This is a genomic window from Nonomuraea indica, from assembly GCF_002850745.1.
GTDB classification, from domain to species: Bacteria; Actinomycetota; Actinomycetes; order Streptosporangiales; family Streptosporangiaceae; genus Nonomuraea; species Nonomuraea indica.
In genome coordinates, this window is sequence record NZ_PJOK01000049.1 from 54,256 (window position 1) to 67,294 (window position 13,039).

Consider the following 13,039-nt stretch of genomic DNA (forward strand, 5'->3'; position numbering starts at 1 on the left):
CTTGAGGCTTTCAGGCCCACCGCAGCATGGGCCGGTACGCGGACGACCAGGGCGGGCGGCACGATCACACCACGGCCCTGACGGCCAGGGTGGACGGCGCGGTCAGGCCGGCGTGGACGGCGCGGTCAGGCCGGCGTGGACGGCGCGGTCAGGCCAGGGCGCGGACGATGGCGGTGAAGAGTGCGGGCATGTGGTGGGCCGCGGGCACCACCAGGCGGGCCGTGGCCGGGCGGTGGGCCGCGTGCACCAGCGCACCGGTGAGCAGCCGGTGGGTGCGCGACAGCCGCCGCCAGGCGTGCTCGTAGTCCTGCGGCCGGTCCCGCTGGAGACAGCCGACCAGGACCTCGGCACACCGCACCGCGAGGGACACGCCCTCGCCGGTGAGCGCGTCGGTGTAGCCCGCGGCGTCGCCGACGAGCAGGACGCGACCGGCGACCCGGGCCCGTACCCGCCGCCGCAGCGGACCCGCCCCGAGCACGGCCGTGACACGCTCGGGCACGCCGGACTCGGCCGTGCCAGGCTCGGGCGTGACGGACTCGGGCGTCCCGGACTTCTCCGTGGCCCGATCGGTCTTGACGGGATCGGCCGTGCCGGGCTCCTCCGTGCCGGGCTTCGCCGTGACGGGCCCGGCGGCGCCGCTCCTCGTCCGGGGTGCGGCGCCGTGCCCCTCCGCCGCGATGACCGGCTCGGCCGCGGGCACGACGGAGGGCTCGACGACCGGCGCGACGACCGGTGCCAGGGCCGGTGCGGCGCCGTGGGCCTCGCGTGCCGCGCGCAGGCGGGCGAGCAGGGCGGGGAACGCGGCCAGCTGCTCGTGGTACGGGCGGCGCCGCGAGGTCAGCACGGCCACGCCGACCAGGTCGTCGGCCACCGGCGTCACGTACGCCTCCCCGCCCTCCCCCGACCAGTGGACCTCGACGAAGTCCGTCCACGGCGCCACGCGGAAGTGGGCCCGCAGGCCGTAGCGGCGCGGCCCCCGGGCGGGCAGGTCCAGCCCCAGCGATCGGCGCGCCGGCGAGTGCAGGCCGTCCGCCGCGACGAGCCAGCGGGCGCGCAGCCCGGCCGCCTCTACCCCGTCACGGTCCTGGCGGATGTCCCGCACCCGGCCGGTGACCGTCGTGACGCCCAGCTCGGCGGCGCGGCGGGCCAGTGCCGCGTGCAGCACGGTGCGCCGCACGCCCAGCCCGTCGGCGTCGCCGAAGGCCGCCCGTGCCTGGTGGCGGCCGTCGAGGTAGTGGATGCCGCGCAGCCGCCGGCCCGCCGGGTGCACGCCCATCGCCGCCAGCGCGGCCACCCCGCCCGGCATGAGGCCCTCGCCGCACGCCTTGTCCACCGGTGCGGTGCGCGGCTCGACGACGACCGCCTCCATCCCGGCCAGCGCCGCGTGGATCGCCGTGGCCAGCCCGGCCGGGCCGCCGCCGGCCACCAGAACGTCGATCACCGCGCGGCCCCTCCCGGCACGGTCGCGAGCGCCGCGTTCTCGCATCTGATCCGGACCACCATCATCGCCGCGTTGAGCACCGTGAACGCGAGCGCGGTGACCCAGGCCGTGTGCACCAGCGGCAGCGCCACGCCCTCCACGACGACGGCCACGTAGTTCGGGTGCCGCAGCCACCTGAACCGGTACGGCCCGCGCGTCACCAGCGGCAGCCCCGGCACGACGATGACCTGGGTGTTCCAGCGGGGGCCGAGCGCGGCGATGCACCACCAGCGCAACCCCTGCGCGGCGACGACGAGGGCCAGCATCGGCCAGCCGAGCGCGGGCACGAACGGCCGGTCGGCGAGCCACACCTCCAGGGGCGCGCCGGCGAGCAGGCCGGTGTGCAGGGCCACCATCCACGGATAGTGGCCCCGGCCGCTGACGACGCCGCCCCGCTCCATGCTCCAGCGGGCGTTGCGCCGGGCGACGACGAGCTCCGCGAGGCGCTCCAGCGCGACGAGGAGGACGAGCAGCAGGTACCAGGCCATGGCGGTCACCAGCGCAGCAGCACGAGTTCGGAGCAGAACCCCGGGCCCATCGCGATGAGCAGCGCGGGGGAGCCGGGATCGGGCGGGCGGAGCGCGATGGTGTCGGCCAGCACGTTGAGCACCGACGACGACGAAAGGTTGCCGTGGGCGGCCAGCGACCGCCACGTCAGGTCCAGCGCGCCGGCGGGCAGGTCCAGCGTCTCGGCCACGGCCTCCAGCACCTTCGGGCCGCCCGGGTGACACACCCACGCGGCCACGTCGCGCGTGGTCAGCCCGTGGTCGGCCAGGAAGTCGTGCACGTCGTCGGCCAGGTAGCGGCGTACGACGTCAGGCACGCTCGCGTCGAGCAGCACCCCGAACCCGGTGTCGCGCACCTGCCAGCCCATGACGTGCTCGGACCCCGGATAGAGGTGACCGCGCGTGGCCACCACCCGAGGCCCCTCGCCGCCGCCCGGCCGTTCGCCGCCGCAGGCCACCACCGCCGCGGCGCCGTCGCCGAACAGGGCGCTGGCCACCAGGTTGGCGGGCGAGGCGTCACCGCGCTGCACCGTGAGCGAGCACAGCTCCACCGACAGCAGGACCGCCACGTGGTCCGGCCAGCCGCGCAGGTAGTCGTGCAGCCGGGCCAGCCCGGCGGCGCCCGCGACGCACCCGAGCCCGAAGACGGGCACCCGCTTGACGTCGGGCCGCAACCCCAGCCGCCCGGCGATCCGGGCGTCCACGGACGGCGCGGCGACGCCGGTGACCGAGGTGAACATGATCAGGTCCACCTCGTCCGGCGCGACCCCGGCGGCCCGCAGCGCCGCCCCGACGGCCTCCGTCCCCAGCTCGACCGCGGTGTCCACGAACGCCTCGTTGGCCGCGCCGAAGCCGTCGAGCTTGTCGTACCGCTCGATCGGCAGGGCGAGGTTGCGGAACTCGACCCGGGCGCTGTGGTGTAAACGGTCGAGCACCCTGCGGTCGGCGCCCTCCGGGAGGCAGATCCGCGCCGCCATGTCGGTCAGCTCGGACTGGGGGTAGCGATTGGGGGGGAACGAGGCTCGTACCGCGGCGATACGGGTCATGTGGGCGCTCCCCCGTCAGGTGCTTGCTCCGGCTCTCCGGACGTTTCCCCGACCGGCGCCCGATAAGCCCACGAAGCGCCGCCAATCCCGTCCAGCGTTGGTCAGGTCTCGCCCCACCCCACAGGCGGCCCCGGGTTGGCCGCGCAGGCAGGACGGGCGGCGGGCCTCGGGCGGGCCGCGTGGGCGGGCGCCTGGACGAGCCGCGCGGGTGGGCCGTGGACGAGCCGCGTGGGCGGGCGCCTGGACGAGCCGCGTGGGGTGGGCCGTGGACGAGCGCAGGGGTGGGGCGCGGGGGTGGGCCTACGATCGTGGGTGTGGCGAGCGCTGGGGTGAGGCTGCGGCGGGTGGCCGGCGGGCTGGTGCGGGCATGCCATCCGGGCCCGACCGTCGCCGTCACCGCGCTGGTCACGGCCCTGGCGGCGGCGAGCGGGCGAGACCTGCCGGGCTGCGTGCTGGTGGCCGCCGCCGTGCTCGCCGGTCAGCTCTCGGTGGGCTGGTGCAACGACGCCGTGGACGCGGAGCTCGACGAGGCGGCGGGGCGCACCGGCAAGCCGATCGTGGCGGGGACGGTGCGCGCGGAGACCGTGCGGGCCGCGGCGGTGGCCGCCCTGGTCCTGTGCGTGCCGCTGTCCCTGGCCTCGGGGCCGCTCGCCGGGCTCGTGCACCTGGTGGGCGTGGGGGCGGCCTGGGCCTACGATCTCGGCGTCAAGGCGACCGCGCTGTCATGGGCGCCGTACGCGGTGGGGTTCGGGTCGTTGCCGGCCTTCGTGACGCTGGGCCTGCCGGGGCAGCCGTGGCCGGCCTGGTGGGCGATGCCGGCCGCCGCCCTGCTCGGCTGCGGCGCGCACCTGGCGAACGCGCTGCCGGACATCGCGGACGACGTGGCCGCGGGAGTGCTCGGGTGGCCGCAGCGGCTGGGGGCGCGCCGGGCGCGGGTGCTGGCGCCGGTGCTGCTGCTGGCCGCGTCGGCGCTGCTCGCCCTCGCCCCGTCGGGTGGGTCCTCCGCGCTCGGCCCGCCGGCCCTGGCGGCGGCGGGCGCGATCGCGGGCGCGGGGCTGCTGCTGCACGGCAGGTTCCCGAACGCCCCGTTCGCGGCGGCGATCGGTGTGGCGGCGGTGGACGTCGTCCTCCTGGTGAACAACGGCGCCGGCCTCACCGGCTCCGCGTAGGCGGACCCGCTGCCGTCGATCGCGGTGGATCGAACAGGGCGGGGCCGGGCTGCACGGGGCGAGGCGGGGCGGGGCGGGGCGGGTGAGGCTGCGCGGGGCGAGACGGGGCCGGGCTGCGCAGGGCGGGGCGAGACTGCGCGGGGCGGGGCGAGACTGCGCGGGGCGCGAACGGGCTGCGCGGGGCGGGGCGGAGCGGGGCCCATGCGGGTGATCACACCGTCGCGGACGCCCGGCGGTAGAAGTCGATCTGGTCGGCGACCACCTGGTCCCGGAAGCTGGGGTCGGTGTAGAAGGTGAAGTGGGTGCCGGGGTAGACACGCAGTTCGCCCCGCGGCGCACTCTCTGCCAGCGCCCGCGTGCTCTCCAGCGGTGTCTCGTGGTCCTCCGCGGCGGCGCAGACCAGCAGCGGGCAGGCCAGGCGTGCCGCGGCCTCGGCGGGCCGGTAGCGCATCATCTGCAGCAGCCCTCGGGGGGCCACGCTGTTGCGCCACAGCGTCTTTCCTCCACCGGTGAGAGTCCGGATGTGGTGTTCGGCCTCGGCGGTCGCGGCCACGGCGAGCTCGCCCGGTCGTCCCACCATGGGGATGTAGTACGGCCGCAGGCCGAGCTTGCCCCGTAGCGTGTCCCAGAGGATCGCGCCCAGTGCCCGCAGCGTTTCGCCGGTCGAGCGTCCCTCGACCTTCTTGGGGAATCCGTTGAACGGGATCTGCGCCACCACGGCGGCGATCGAGGGATCGTCCGCTGCCACGGTGACGACGTGAGCGCCGCCCAGCGAGTTGCCCCACAGCAGCACCCTGGCAGGGTCGACTCGCTCGTGCCCTCGGACGAAGGCCACGGCGGAGCGGACATCGACGAGCTGGCCGGGGATGTCGGGGACCTGGCGTGGCTCGCCGTCGCTCTCGCCGAAGCTGCGGTAGTCGAAGACCAGCGCCGCGAAGCCCTCGGCGGCGAAGCGCTCACCGTAGTCGAAGAGCCGGTCCATCGTCCCGCTGAAACCGTGGCAGAGCACCACGCACGGCACGGGGGCCGAACCGGCGGGCAGGTAGAGGTAGCTGGCGCACCGGACGCCGGCAGAGGTGAACGCCACCTTGGTTCGCATACACATCATTCCCATGGCAATAGGCTGACTTCCGGTAAGTACTCTAGCGAAGAAACTGACCGCAGGTAAGTGAGGCCATGACATCCCAGCGGATCCTGGAGGCGGCACGCGCCCTGTTCGCCGCCCGCGGCTACCGCGCCACGTCCATGCAGGCCATCGCCGACGAGGTGGGCATCACCAAGGCCGCCCTCTACTACCACTTCGACTCCAAGGACGAGATCCTCCGCCGGCTCACGCTGCCGCTGCTGGACGAACTCGAGGCGGTGCTGGCCCGGGCCGAGTCGTGCGACAGCGCCGACGAGGTGCGCTGGCGGGCGATCGAGGGCTACGTGGACGTGCATCTGCGCCACCGCCAGACGCTCACCATGCTGGTCAAGGACATGACGCTGCTGGTGCAGGCGCCGGTCGCCGACCGCTTCCGCGCCGCGATCGCCCTGGCCAACGAGCTGGTGGCCGGTCCGGGCGGCGGGCTCGAGCAGCGGGTACGGGCCTCCCAGGTGGTCGCCGGGCTGGCCGATCCGGTGGTGCTGTTCCGCGACGAGCCCGCCGAACGGCTGCGAGGCCTGATCCTGGACGGCGCCAGGGCGCTGCTGGGCGAGCCGGCGGCGCCCGGGCCGCGCGGGCGCCCCCGGGGACGCAGCGGCGGCCGGCGCCCCGTCCTCACCGAGGAGCAGGCCGCACAGGCACGTTCGCTGTACGCCGAGGGCCGCGCCGCCGAGGAGATAGCCGACCGCTTCGGAGTCTCAAGAGCGACCGTCTACCGTCATCTCAAAATCTAAGTAGTTTTGAGATTTGATTTTGAGACGGGATGATGGAGAGTAAGCGGCTCAGAAGGGGGACGGCTGCGTGCAACCGCCCCGGCAGGCCGGTCAGCGCGACGGCCGGTTCGGAAGGCGGCGGGTGAGGGAGTCGCGCAGCCAGCGGCTGGCCACCGCGAGGACGACCGGCGGCGGCACCGTGCCCGCGCCGAGACCCACCTCGACGAGCAGGTCGAACACCTCCTTGCGGTGCGCGGCCGTGCCGATGGCGGCGTCGATGAAGCCGGGCGACTGGGCCAGGCGGGCCAGCACGTCGGTGGTGCGCAGGTGCCGGCCGAGAGCCCCGCGGAGGGAACGGCGGTAGGCGGGCAGCGGGTCGGCCGCCGCCCGTACGGCCGCCTCCCCGGCGAGGCGGCCGGACAGCAGCGCGTAGTAGATGCCCTCGCCGGTGAGCGGGTTGATGAGGCTGGCGGCGTCGCCGGCGAGCATGACCCGGCCCGCCCCGGGCGCCGGGCGGCCGGTGGACAGGGGCAGGTGGTGCGCGCGCAGGTCACGGGCCGGCCGGTCGGGCAGCAGCTCGGCGAGCCGGCCGTGCAGCACGTCGCGGCCCGTCCGGCCGGCCGCGCGCAGGCGGGGCAGGAGCATCCCGAAGCCGACGTTGGCGGTGCCGTCGCCGATGGGGAACGACCACGCGTAGGCGGGCCAGCCCTCCTTCTGCATGGCGATGAGCTGGGCGTCGTCGTCCGGCGGGACGTCGGCGTAGCCGCGTACGGCGATCGCGGTGTGCCGCGCGGTGGCGGCCGGGAGGCCGATGAGGCGGCGGACCGCCGAGTGGGCGCCGTCGGCCGCGACGACGGCGCGGGCGCGGATCGTCCCGTCCACGAGGACGTCGCCGCCGTTCGCGCGCAGGTCGCGCACCCGGTGGCGGCGCACCTCGACGCCGCGGGCGCGGGCGGCCTCGACCAGGCGGGCGTCGAACACCCTGCGGGGGACGACGTGGTTGGGCCTGGCCGCCGTGGCGGACACGCGCGCTCCGCTGGGCGAGACGACCGACAGGTGCGGAGTGGGCCGGTAGTCGTCGAGGAGGCCGGGCAGGCCGAGCAGGGCCAGTTCGTCACGCCCGTGGGCGGCGATGCCGTCGCCGCACGCCTTGTCGCGGGGGAAGTCGGCCTTGTCCAGCAGGAGGACCCGGGCACCGGGCCGGAGCTGGGCCGCGCGCAGCGCCGCCGCCGCTCCCGCCGGGCCGCCGCCGACCACCACGAGATCCCAGACGCCGTCCACGTAGTGACTGTGCCTCCTGAGCCGTCCGCGAAACCGGCCGGCCGGCACGGCGGCACGTGAGCCCGGCCCCGGCCTGGGTACAGGGACCTGACAGCCATCCAGCAGGGAGGCCAGATGGACTCGTCGATCCGCCTGGGCCGCATCGCGGGAGTGCCGGTCGGGCTGAACATCAGCGTCCTGGTCATCGTCGCCATCCTGGTCTTCGGGCTGGCCTTCGGGCGGTTCCCCGCCGTCTTCCCGGGCTCGCCGACGGCGGTCTACCTGCTGGCCGGGCTCGTGACGGCGGTGCTGTTCCTGCTGTCGCTGCTGGCCCACGAGCTGGCGCACGCCGTGGTCGCCCGCCGCCATGGCATCGACGTGCGGCGGATCACGCTGTGGCTGCTCGGCGGGATCGCCGAGCTGCGCGGCGAGCCCCGCAGTCCCGGCGCGGACCTGAAGATCGCGGTCGTGGGCCCGCTGACCAGCCTGGTGTGCGCGGTCGTCTTCGCCGGGGTCGCGCTGCTGGCCGCGGCGGCGGGCGGCTCCCCGCTGCTGGTGGGCGTGTTCGCCTATCTGGCCGGGGTGAACGTGCTGCTGGCCGTGTTCAACCTGATCCCGGCGGCGCCGCTGGACGGCGGCCGGGTGCTGCGCGCGGCGCTGTGGGCCCGGTGGGGTGACCGGACCCGCGCCGCCGTCACCGCCGCCCGCGCCGGGCGCGGCTTCGGGTACGCGCTGATCGCGATCGGGTTCCTCCAGGTGGTCATGGGCCGAGGCTTCGACGGGCTGTGGCTGGCCCTCATCGGCCTGTTCCTGGTGAACGCCGCGAGCGCCGAGGAGCAGCAGGCCCGGCTCGGCACCGCCCTGCACGGGCTGCGGGTGGGCGACGTCATGTCGGACCGGCTCGTCGTGGCCGACCCGGAGGAGAGGGTCTCGACGCTGATCGAGCAGGCGGTGCTGCGGCACCGGTTGTCCACCTACCCGCTGGTGGACCCGTACGGCCGGTTCGCCGGGCTGGTGACGCTCAACCGGATCAGGGCCGTGCCCGCCGAGGCGCGGCCGGTGACGCGGCTGCGCGACATCGCCTGCCCGGCCGAGGAGGTCCCGTCGGCCCGCCCCGATGAGCCGCTGACCGAGCTGCTGACCCGGATGGGCGGCTCCGCCGACGGCCGGGCCGTGGTCATCGACCCCGGCGGGCGCCTGGTGGGGCTGCTCACGCCGAGTGACGTGAGCCGGATCGTTCAGACGGCCGGCCTGCGGGCCGGCGACCCCTACCCGGGCCCGCGCGGCGCCGACCTGGCCGCGCCGTACGAGGAGCGCGACCGCCCGGGCGGGCACCGCGACGCCGCCTGAGCACCGAGGTCAGGGCGCTGAGGCGGGCACCGCGACGCCGCCTGAGCGACGGGGTCAGGGCGCTGATCTCAGCATCAGCAGCGCGATGTCGTCGGTGCGGTGGTCGACGCTCTCGGCCTGGTCGATGAGGATCTGGGCGAGGATGTGCAGCGGCCGGTCGGCCGAGCGGGTGAGGTGCCCGGCGAGGTCGTCCATGCCCTGGTCGAGGTCGACGCCGGGCGCCTCGATGAGGCCGTCGGTGTAGAGGGCGAGCAGGGAGCCCGGCGGGAAGGCGACCTCCCGGGTGGTGTAGTCGGCGTCGGGTTCCAGCCCGAGCAGGAGGCCGGGCGGCAGTTCCAGGCAGCGGGCGGCCGAGCCGGGGGTGCGCAGCAGGGGCGGCAGGTGGCCGGCGCTGGCCAGCGTCGCCCGGTGCCGTGCGAGGTCCAGGGTGACGTACAGGCAGCTCGTGAACAGCTCGGGCGCCAGGTCGATGAGCAGCCGGTTGGTGTGGGCGAGCACCTCGCCGGGGCTGGCGCCCGCGGTCGCGTGGGCGTGGATGGCGGTGCGGACCTGGCCCATGAGGGCGGCGGCGGTCATGTCGTGGCCCTGGACGTCGCCGATGACGGCGGCGACCGTGGTGTCGTCCAGGCGGATGAGGTCGTAGAAGTCGCCGCCGATGTCCATCTCGCGGGTGGCGGGCAGGTAGTGGGCGGCCACCTGCAGGCCCGGGACGGCGGGCAGTTCGCTGGGCAGCAGGCTGGCCTGCAGGCATTCGGCGAGCTGGTGTTTGACGTCGTAGAGGCGGGCGCGTTCGAGGGCCTGCGCGATGAGGCCGGCGAGCGAGGTGAGCGTGGCCCGCTCGTCGGCGCTGAACATGTGCGGCCGGTCGTAGCCGAACAGGCACGTGCCGAAGGGCCGGCCGGAGGTGATGAGCGGCAGCACGGCCCAGGCGGACATGTCGTCGTAGCGGACGGCGTCGGGGTAGGCCTGCTTGTACTCCTCCCAGGTGCCGTAGAACTCGGGGTCGCCGCTGCGGAGGGCGTCGCAGGACCCCGTGGGCGCGCCGAGCGGGAGGCCGTCGTACCGGTCGACGAATCCCGGGCCGTAGCCGCGCGCGCCGACCACCCGCAGCCGCCCGTTCTCGGCGACCATGAGGGCGAGCGCCTGGATGTCGCAGACCGACATGACCTGGTCGGCGACGAGGTCGGTCACGTCCTGCACGGTGACCGCGCGGGTCAGGGTCGCCGCGAGGTGGACCATGTTGTAGAGGGCGTCAGCCCGCAGCGTCCTGCCGTCGGCCGTGTGGCTCTGCTCCTCCCCCGCCGGTGGCGGGGCGGTGAGGTCGGGGGCGATGCGGACGCTGATCCCGGTCTGGTCGGAGTGGAACTCGAACGCGAGCCGCCGCCCGGACGGCTGCCGGGCGGTGAACGACGTGGGCTGGTGGCTGAGCACCGCCTGACGGTAGTGGTCCTCGAAGACCGGGTCGCCCATCCACGGCAGCACCTCCCAGGGGCGCATGTGGAGCAGGTCCGCGGGTTCGACCCCCAGCAGGGCGGCGGCCTGGGGGGTGATGAAGGTGATGCGGCCCTCCATGTCCATGGCGCAGGCGCCCCAGGGCAGCCGGTTGAGGTAGTCGTAGGCGGCCGCGGCGTCGGCGGGGTCGCCGGGCGCGTCGCGCCGGGGCGACAGGATGCGCGGGCGGGAGGCGGGCAGCAGGGGTTGGCCGCGGTCGGCGGCCCGCCGGAGCAGGGTGCCCATGCGGCGGGCCGCCGCCTCGATGGCCTCCAGTTCGTGCGGGGTCAACTCGGCCGGGTGCGGCTCCGGCCACAGCAGCACGAGCGCGCCCCAGTCGGCGCCCGCGGCGTGGACGGGCATGGCGGCCACGGAGAAGTGGTACGGCAGTGACAGCGCGACGCCGGGGAAGCGGCGGGCCACGTCCTCGTGGCCGGCCAGCCACACCAGGCGCCGCTCGCGGACGGCGGCGGCGGCGGGGACCGGGTCCTCCAGCCTGACTCTGGCCCACTGGTGGGCGATGGGGGCGGGGATGCCGACGACCGAGCTCATGAGCAGCACCCGCTCGTCGGGCGGCAGCAGGTAGAGGGCTCCCATGTGGGCCTTGGTGCCGGCGACGGCCGCGATCAGCAGCTCGTCCAGCCCCGGGGCCAGCGGCCCGAGGCCCGTGAGGGCAGCGGTGGTCTGTTCCTGCATCCTGTGCCGCCTCGCTTCCCGGCGGAGTCACTCATCCCAAATGTGCCTATATAGGACAATATGCCCGACTCGGCGGGCAACACCACGAGCAGGGGTTTTATCCGGGACGGACGGGACGGAAGTTACTCTGCGCTCATGCACACGCAGTCCCCCGCCACCGGTCTCCCGGCGCTCGGGCCCCGCCTGATCCGTGCCGAGCTGCTCGTGGTCTTCGCCGTCTCGCTCGGCGCCAGCGGCCTGGTCGCCCTGGTCCGGCTGATCGGCGCGCTCACCGCGCCGAAGGACCTCAAGGGCCAGCAGGCGGTCCTCGTCGGGTCGATGGCGCCGGGACGGCCGTGGTACGACCTGACCCTGCAGCTCGTCGGCATCGCCGTCAACCTGGCGCCCGTCGCCCTCGTCGCCTACCTGCTGGTCCGGTCGGCCGAGTCGATGCGCACCATCGGCGTGGACCTGCGCGAGCCGGGAGGCGACCTGCGGCGCGGCGCCGCGCTCGCCGCCGTGATCGGCGGGACCGGCCTCGCCTTCTACCTCCTCGTCTACGCCCTGGGGGTGAACCTCGCCGTCGTCGCCGGCAACCTGCCGGACGAGTGGTGGCGGGTGCCGGTGCTGCTGCTGGCGGCGGCCCAGAACGGCGTCCTGGAGGAGGTGCTGGTCGCCGGCTACCTGCTGCACCGGCTGGACCAGGCGGGCATGAGCCCGTGGCGCGCGGTCGCGCTGTCGGCGCTGCTGCGCGGCTCGTACCACCTCTACCAGGGGTTCGGCGGCTTCGTCGGCAACGTCGTGATGGGTGTGGTGTTCGGACGGCTGTACCAGCGGTGGGGGCGGGCGATGCCGCTCGTCGTGGCCCACACGCTCATCGACGCCGTCGCCTTCGTCGGGTACGCGGCCCTGCGCGGCCGGGTGAGCTGGCTGCCCTGACCCGGCCGCGCGGGCCGTCCGGTCACCGGTGCACGCGGGGGTCGGCCCCGAGGCCGCGGGTGAGCCGTACGGTGATGAACTCGTTGTCGTCCGGCCTGCCGGGAGTGCGCCCGGACGAGAACGGGAAGTTGTTGTCGTCGAGCACGCCGAGCGTGCGGTCGTCGAGGATGACCACGTCCTCGATCGTCTGGAACGGGAACCTGAACGTCGCGCCCGAGCCGCCGAGACCGCGCGGGTCGGCCAGGTCGAGCAGGTCGGCGACCAGGGTCTTGTCCAGCGCGCCGTCGCCGTCCCGGTCCCGGGTGTCGGCGAGGTAGATCCGCTTGACCTTGGCGGCGTCGCCCTGCAGGTTGTCGCGCTCGATGACGAGGAAGCGGTGCCGGTCCACCGTGATGGCGTCGCCGATGGCGTGCGCGGGGTCGTCCAGCCGGTACGTCCAACGCCGCTCGGTGTAGGCCCGCCTGCGCAGGTCGAACTCGTACATCCGGAGCGTCCCCGCCGGGTCGCCGGCCACCGTGCCTTCGAGCAGCGGGTAGAGCCGGCGGCCGTCCACGGACCTGGCCATGCCCTCGAAGCCCTTGCTGCGGCCCAGGTTCGGCGTCGCGCCGCCCAGGCCGGGGTTCTCCGGCGCCCGCACGCCGGGCAGTTCGACCGGCGCGTCCAGCAGCCGGCCCTCGCGGTCGGCGTGCAGCAGGAACGGGCCGAACTCGTCGCCGATCCAGTAGGTGCCGTCCTGTGCCCGCACGATCGACTCGACGTCGAAGTCGGCTCCGGTCAGCTTGCGGTCGGCCCGGGTGAGCGGGAACGGCACGAGCCCGCGCGGGTCCGACAGGCCGAACCCGCCGAGCACCTCGACGGTCCGCCCGGCGAAGTCCGGCTTGATCCGGTGCACCCGGAGCAGGAAGTCGGCGCTGTTGTCCTTGGCCCCGAACCCGTTGTCCGACAGGACGTCGAAGGTGCCGTCGTCCCGGCGGACGATCCCGCTGAACCCCTGCACGGGCTGGCCCGGGAACGGCGGCGTGATGCCGTTGACGGGGTTCGTGCCCAGACGCGCGCCGGACGGCTCGCTGTCCGGCACGTACGTCTCGGCGGGCAGCGCGGCGAAGCCGGTCAGCGTCGCCCTGCCGTACCCGCCGCGGTCCCGGCCGGGGTCGGCGGCGGCGGGCGCGGCGAGGCCGGCGACCAGCGCGCCGGCGCAGGTCAGCAGGGCTGCGGAGCTCAGAAAACGTCTCATGGCGGGGACCCTAGGGGCGTCACGTGACGGGA

11 protein-coding genes are annotated in these 13,039 nt (G+C 75.1%); 4 read left to right on the forward strand and 7 right to left on the reverse strand.

Going from position 1 to position 13,039, the window contains the following annotated elements:
- Positions 1–148: 148 nt before the first annotated feature.
- Genes CXR44_RS41420 through CXR44_RS35255 form a run of 3 tightly spaced genes read right to left on the reverse strand, consistent with a single transcriptional unit; the run spans position 149 to position 3,032 of the window.
- Positions 149–1,441 carry an NAD(P)/FAD-dependent oxidoreductase gene (locus tag CXR44_RS41420; RefSeq protein WP_101790477.1) on the reverse strand — a complete coding sequence of 431 codons (1,293 nt, stop codon included), beginning with the start codon at positions 1,439–1,441 and terminating at the stop codon, positions 149–151.
- Positions 1,438–1,968: an isoprenylcysteine carboxyl methyltransferase family protein gene (locus CXR44_RS35250; RefSeq protein ID WP_101790478.1), complete on the reverse strand. Its 531-nt coding sequence runs from the start codon at positions 1,966–1,968 to the stop codon at positions 1,438–1,440. Before CXR44_RS35250 ends, CXR44_RS41420 begins: the two co-directional genes overlap by 4 nt.
- Before the next feature lie 5 nt (positions 1,969–1,973).
- Complete coding sequence (locus CXR44_RS35255; protein ID WP_101790479.1) at positions 1,974–3,032, reverse strand: type III polyketide synthase; 1,059 nt, start codon at positions 3,030–3,032, stop codon at positions 1,974–1,976.
- Between the two features lie 314 nt (positions 3,033–3,346).
- Here CXR44_RS35255 and CXR44_RS35260 point away from each other — a divergent pair, with 314 nt between their 5' ends.
- Positions 3,347–4,201, forward strand: coding sequence for a UbiA family prenyltransferase (locus tag CXR44_RS35260; RefSeq protein WP_245899819.1), 855 nt, complete (start codon positions 3,347–3,349; stop codon positions 4,199–4,201).
- 211 nt (positions 4,202–4,412) lie between these two features.
- On the opposite strand, the gene CXR44_RS35265 is transcribed toward CXR44_RS35260, so the two are convergent.
- The gene (locus tag CXR44_RS35265; protein ID WP_219602206.1) at positions 4,413–5,300 is read right to left on the reverse strand and encodes an alpha/beta hydrolase; all 888 of its coding nucleotides are present in this window, start codon (positions 5,298–5,300) and stop codon (positions 4,413–4,415) included.
- Positions 5,301–5,377: 77 nt separating this feature from the next.
- Here CXR44_RS35265 and CXR44_RS35270 point away from each other — a divergent pair, with 77 nt between their 5' ends.
- On the forward strand, positions 5,378–6,079 hold the full coding sequence (locus CXR44_RS35270; protein ID WP_101790481.1) for a TetR family transcriptional regulator: 702 nt from the start codon (positions 5,378–5,380) through the stop codon (positions 6,077–6,079).
- A gap of 90 nt (positions 6,080–6,169) precedes the next feature.
- On the opposite strand, the gene CXR44_RS35275 is transcribed toward CXR44_RS35270, so the two are convergent.
- On the reverse strand, positions 6,170–7,339 hold the full coding sequence (locus CXR44_RS35275; protein WP_245899821.1) for an NAD(P)/FAD-dependent oxidoreductase: 1,170 nt from the start codon (positions 7,337–7,339) through the stop codon (positions 6,170–6,172).
- Between the two features lie 114 nt (positions 7,340–7,453).
- On the opposite strand from CXR44_RS35275, the gene CXR44_RS35280 reads away from it, so the two are divergent.
- A complete protein-coding gene (locus CXR44_RS35280) occupies positions 7,454–8,668 on the forward strand; it encodes a site-2 protease family protein (protein WP_101790483.1) in 1,215 nt (404 codons plus the stop codon).
- A 54-nt stretch (positions 8,669–8,722) separates the two neighbouring features.
- Here CXR44_RS35280 and CXR44_RS35285 read toward each other — a convergent pair whose 3' ends face one another.
- Positions 8,723–10,855 carry a SpoIIE family protein phosphatase gene (locus tag CXR44_RS35285; RefSeq protein ID WP_101790484.1) on the reverse strand — a complete coding sequence of 711 codons (2,133 nt, stop codon included), beginning with the start codon at positions 10,853–10,855 and terminating at the stop codon, positions 8,723–8,725.
- A 135-nt stretch (positions 10,856–10,990) separates the two neighbouring features.
- On the opposite strand from CXR44_RS35285, the gene CXR44_RS35290 reads away from it, so the two are divergent.
- The gene (locus CXR44_RS35290; protein WP_101790485.1) at positions 10,991–11,773 is read left to right on the forward strand and encodes a CPBP family intramembrane glutamic endopeptidase; all 783 of its coding nucleotides are present in this window, start codon (positions 10,991–10,993) and stop codon (positions 11,771–11,773) included.
- A gap of 22 nt (positions 11,774–11,795) precedes the next feature.
- Here the strand turns inward: CXR44_RS35290 and CXR44_RS35295 are convergent, their stop codons facing one another.
- Positions 11,796–13,007: an esterase-like activity of phytase family protein gene (locus CXR44_RS35295; RefSeq protein WP_101790486.1), complete on the reverse strand. Its 1,212-nt coding sequence runs from the start codon at positions 13,005–13,007 to the stop codon at positions 11,796–11,798.
- Positions 13,008–13,039 lie beyond the last annotated feature (32 nt).

Bases quoted from the DNA above. Each gene is read 5' to 3' on its own strand.
- CXR44_RS35280 (WP_101790483.1), top strand. From the start codon at position 7,454: ATGGACTCGTCGATCCGCCTGGGCCGCATCGCGGGAGTGCCGGTCGGG.
- CXR44_RS35265 (WP_219602206.1), bottom strand. From the start codon at position 5,300: ATGCGAACCAAGGTGGCGTTCACCTCTGCCGGCGTCCGGTGCGCCAGC.
- CXR44_RS35295 (WP_101790486.1), bottom strand. From the start codon at position 13,007: ATGAGACGTTTTCTGAGCTCCGCAGCCCTGCTGACCTGCGCCGGCGCG.
- CXR44_RS35285 (WP_101790484.1), bottom strand. From the start codon at position 10,855: ATGCAGGAACAGACCACCGCTGCCCTCACGGGCCTCGGGCCGCTGGCC.
- CXR44_RS35270 (WP_101790481.1), top strand. From the start codon at position 5,378: ATGACATCCCAGCGGATCCTGGAGGCGGCACGCGCCCTGTTCGCCGCC.
- CXR44_RS35255 (WP_101790479.1), bottom strand. From the start codon at position 3,032: ATGACCCGTATCGCCGCGGTACGAGCCTCGTTCCCCCCCAATCGCTAC.
- CXR44_RS35290 (WP_101790485.1), top strand. From the start codon at position 10,991: ATGCACACGCAGTCCCCCGCCACCGGTCTCCCGGCGCTCGGGCCCCGC.
- CXR44_RS35250 (WP_101790478.1), bottom strand. From the start codon at position 1,968: ATGGCCTGGTACCTGCTGCTCGTCCTCCTCGTCGCGCTGGAGCGCCTC.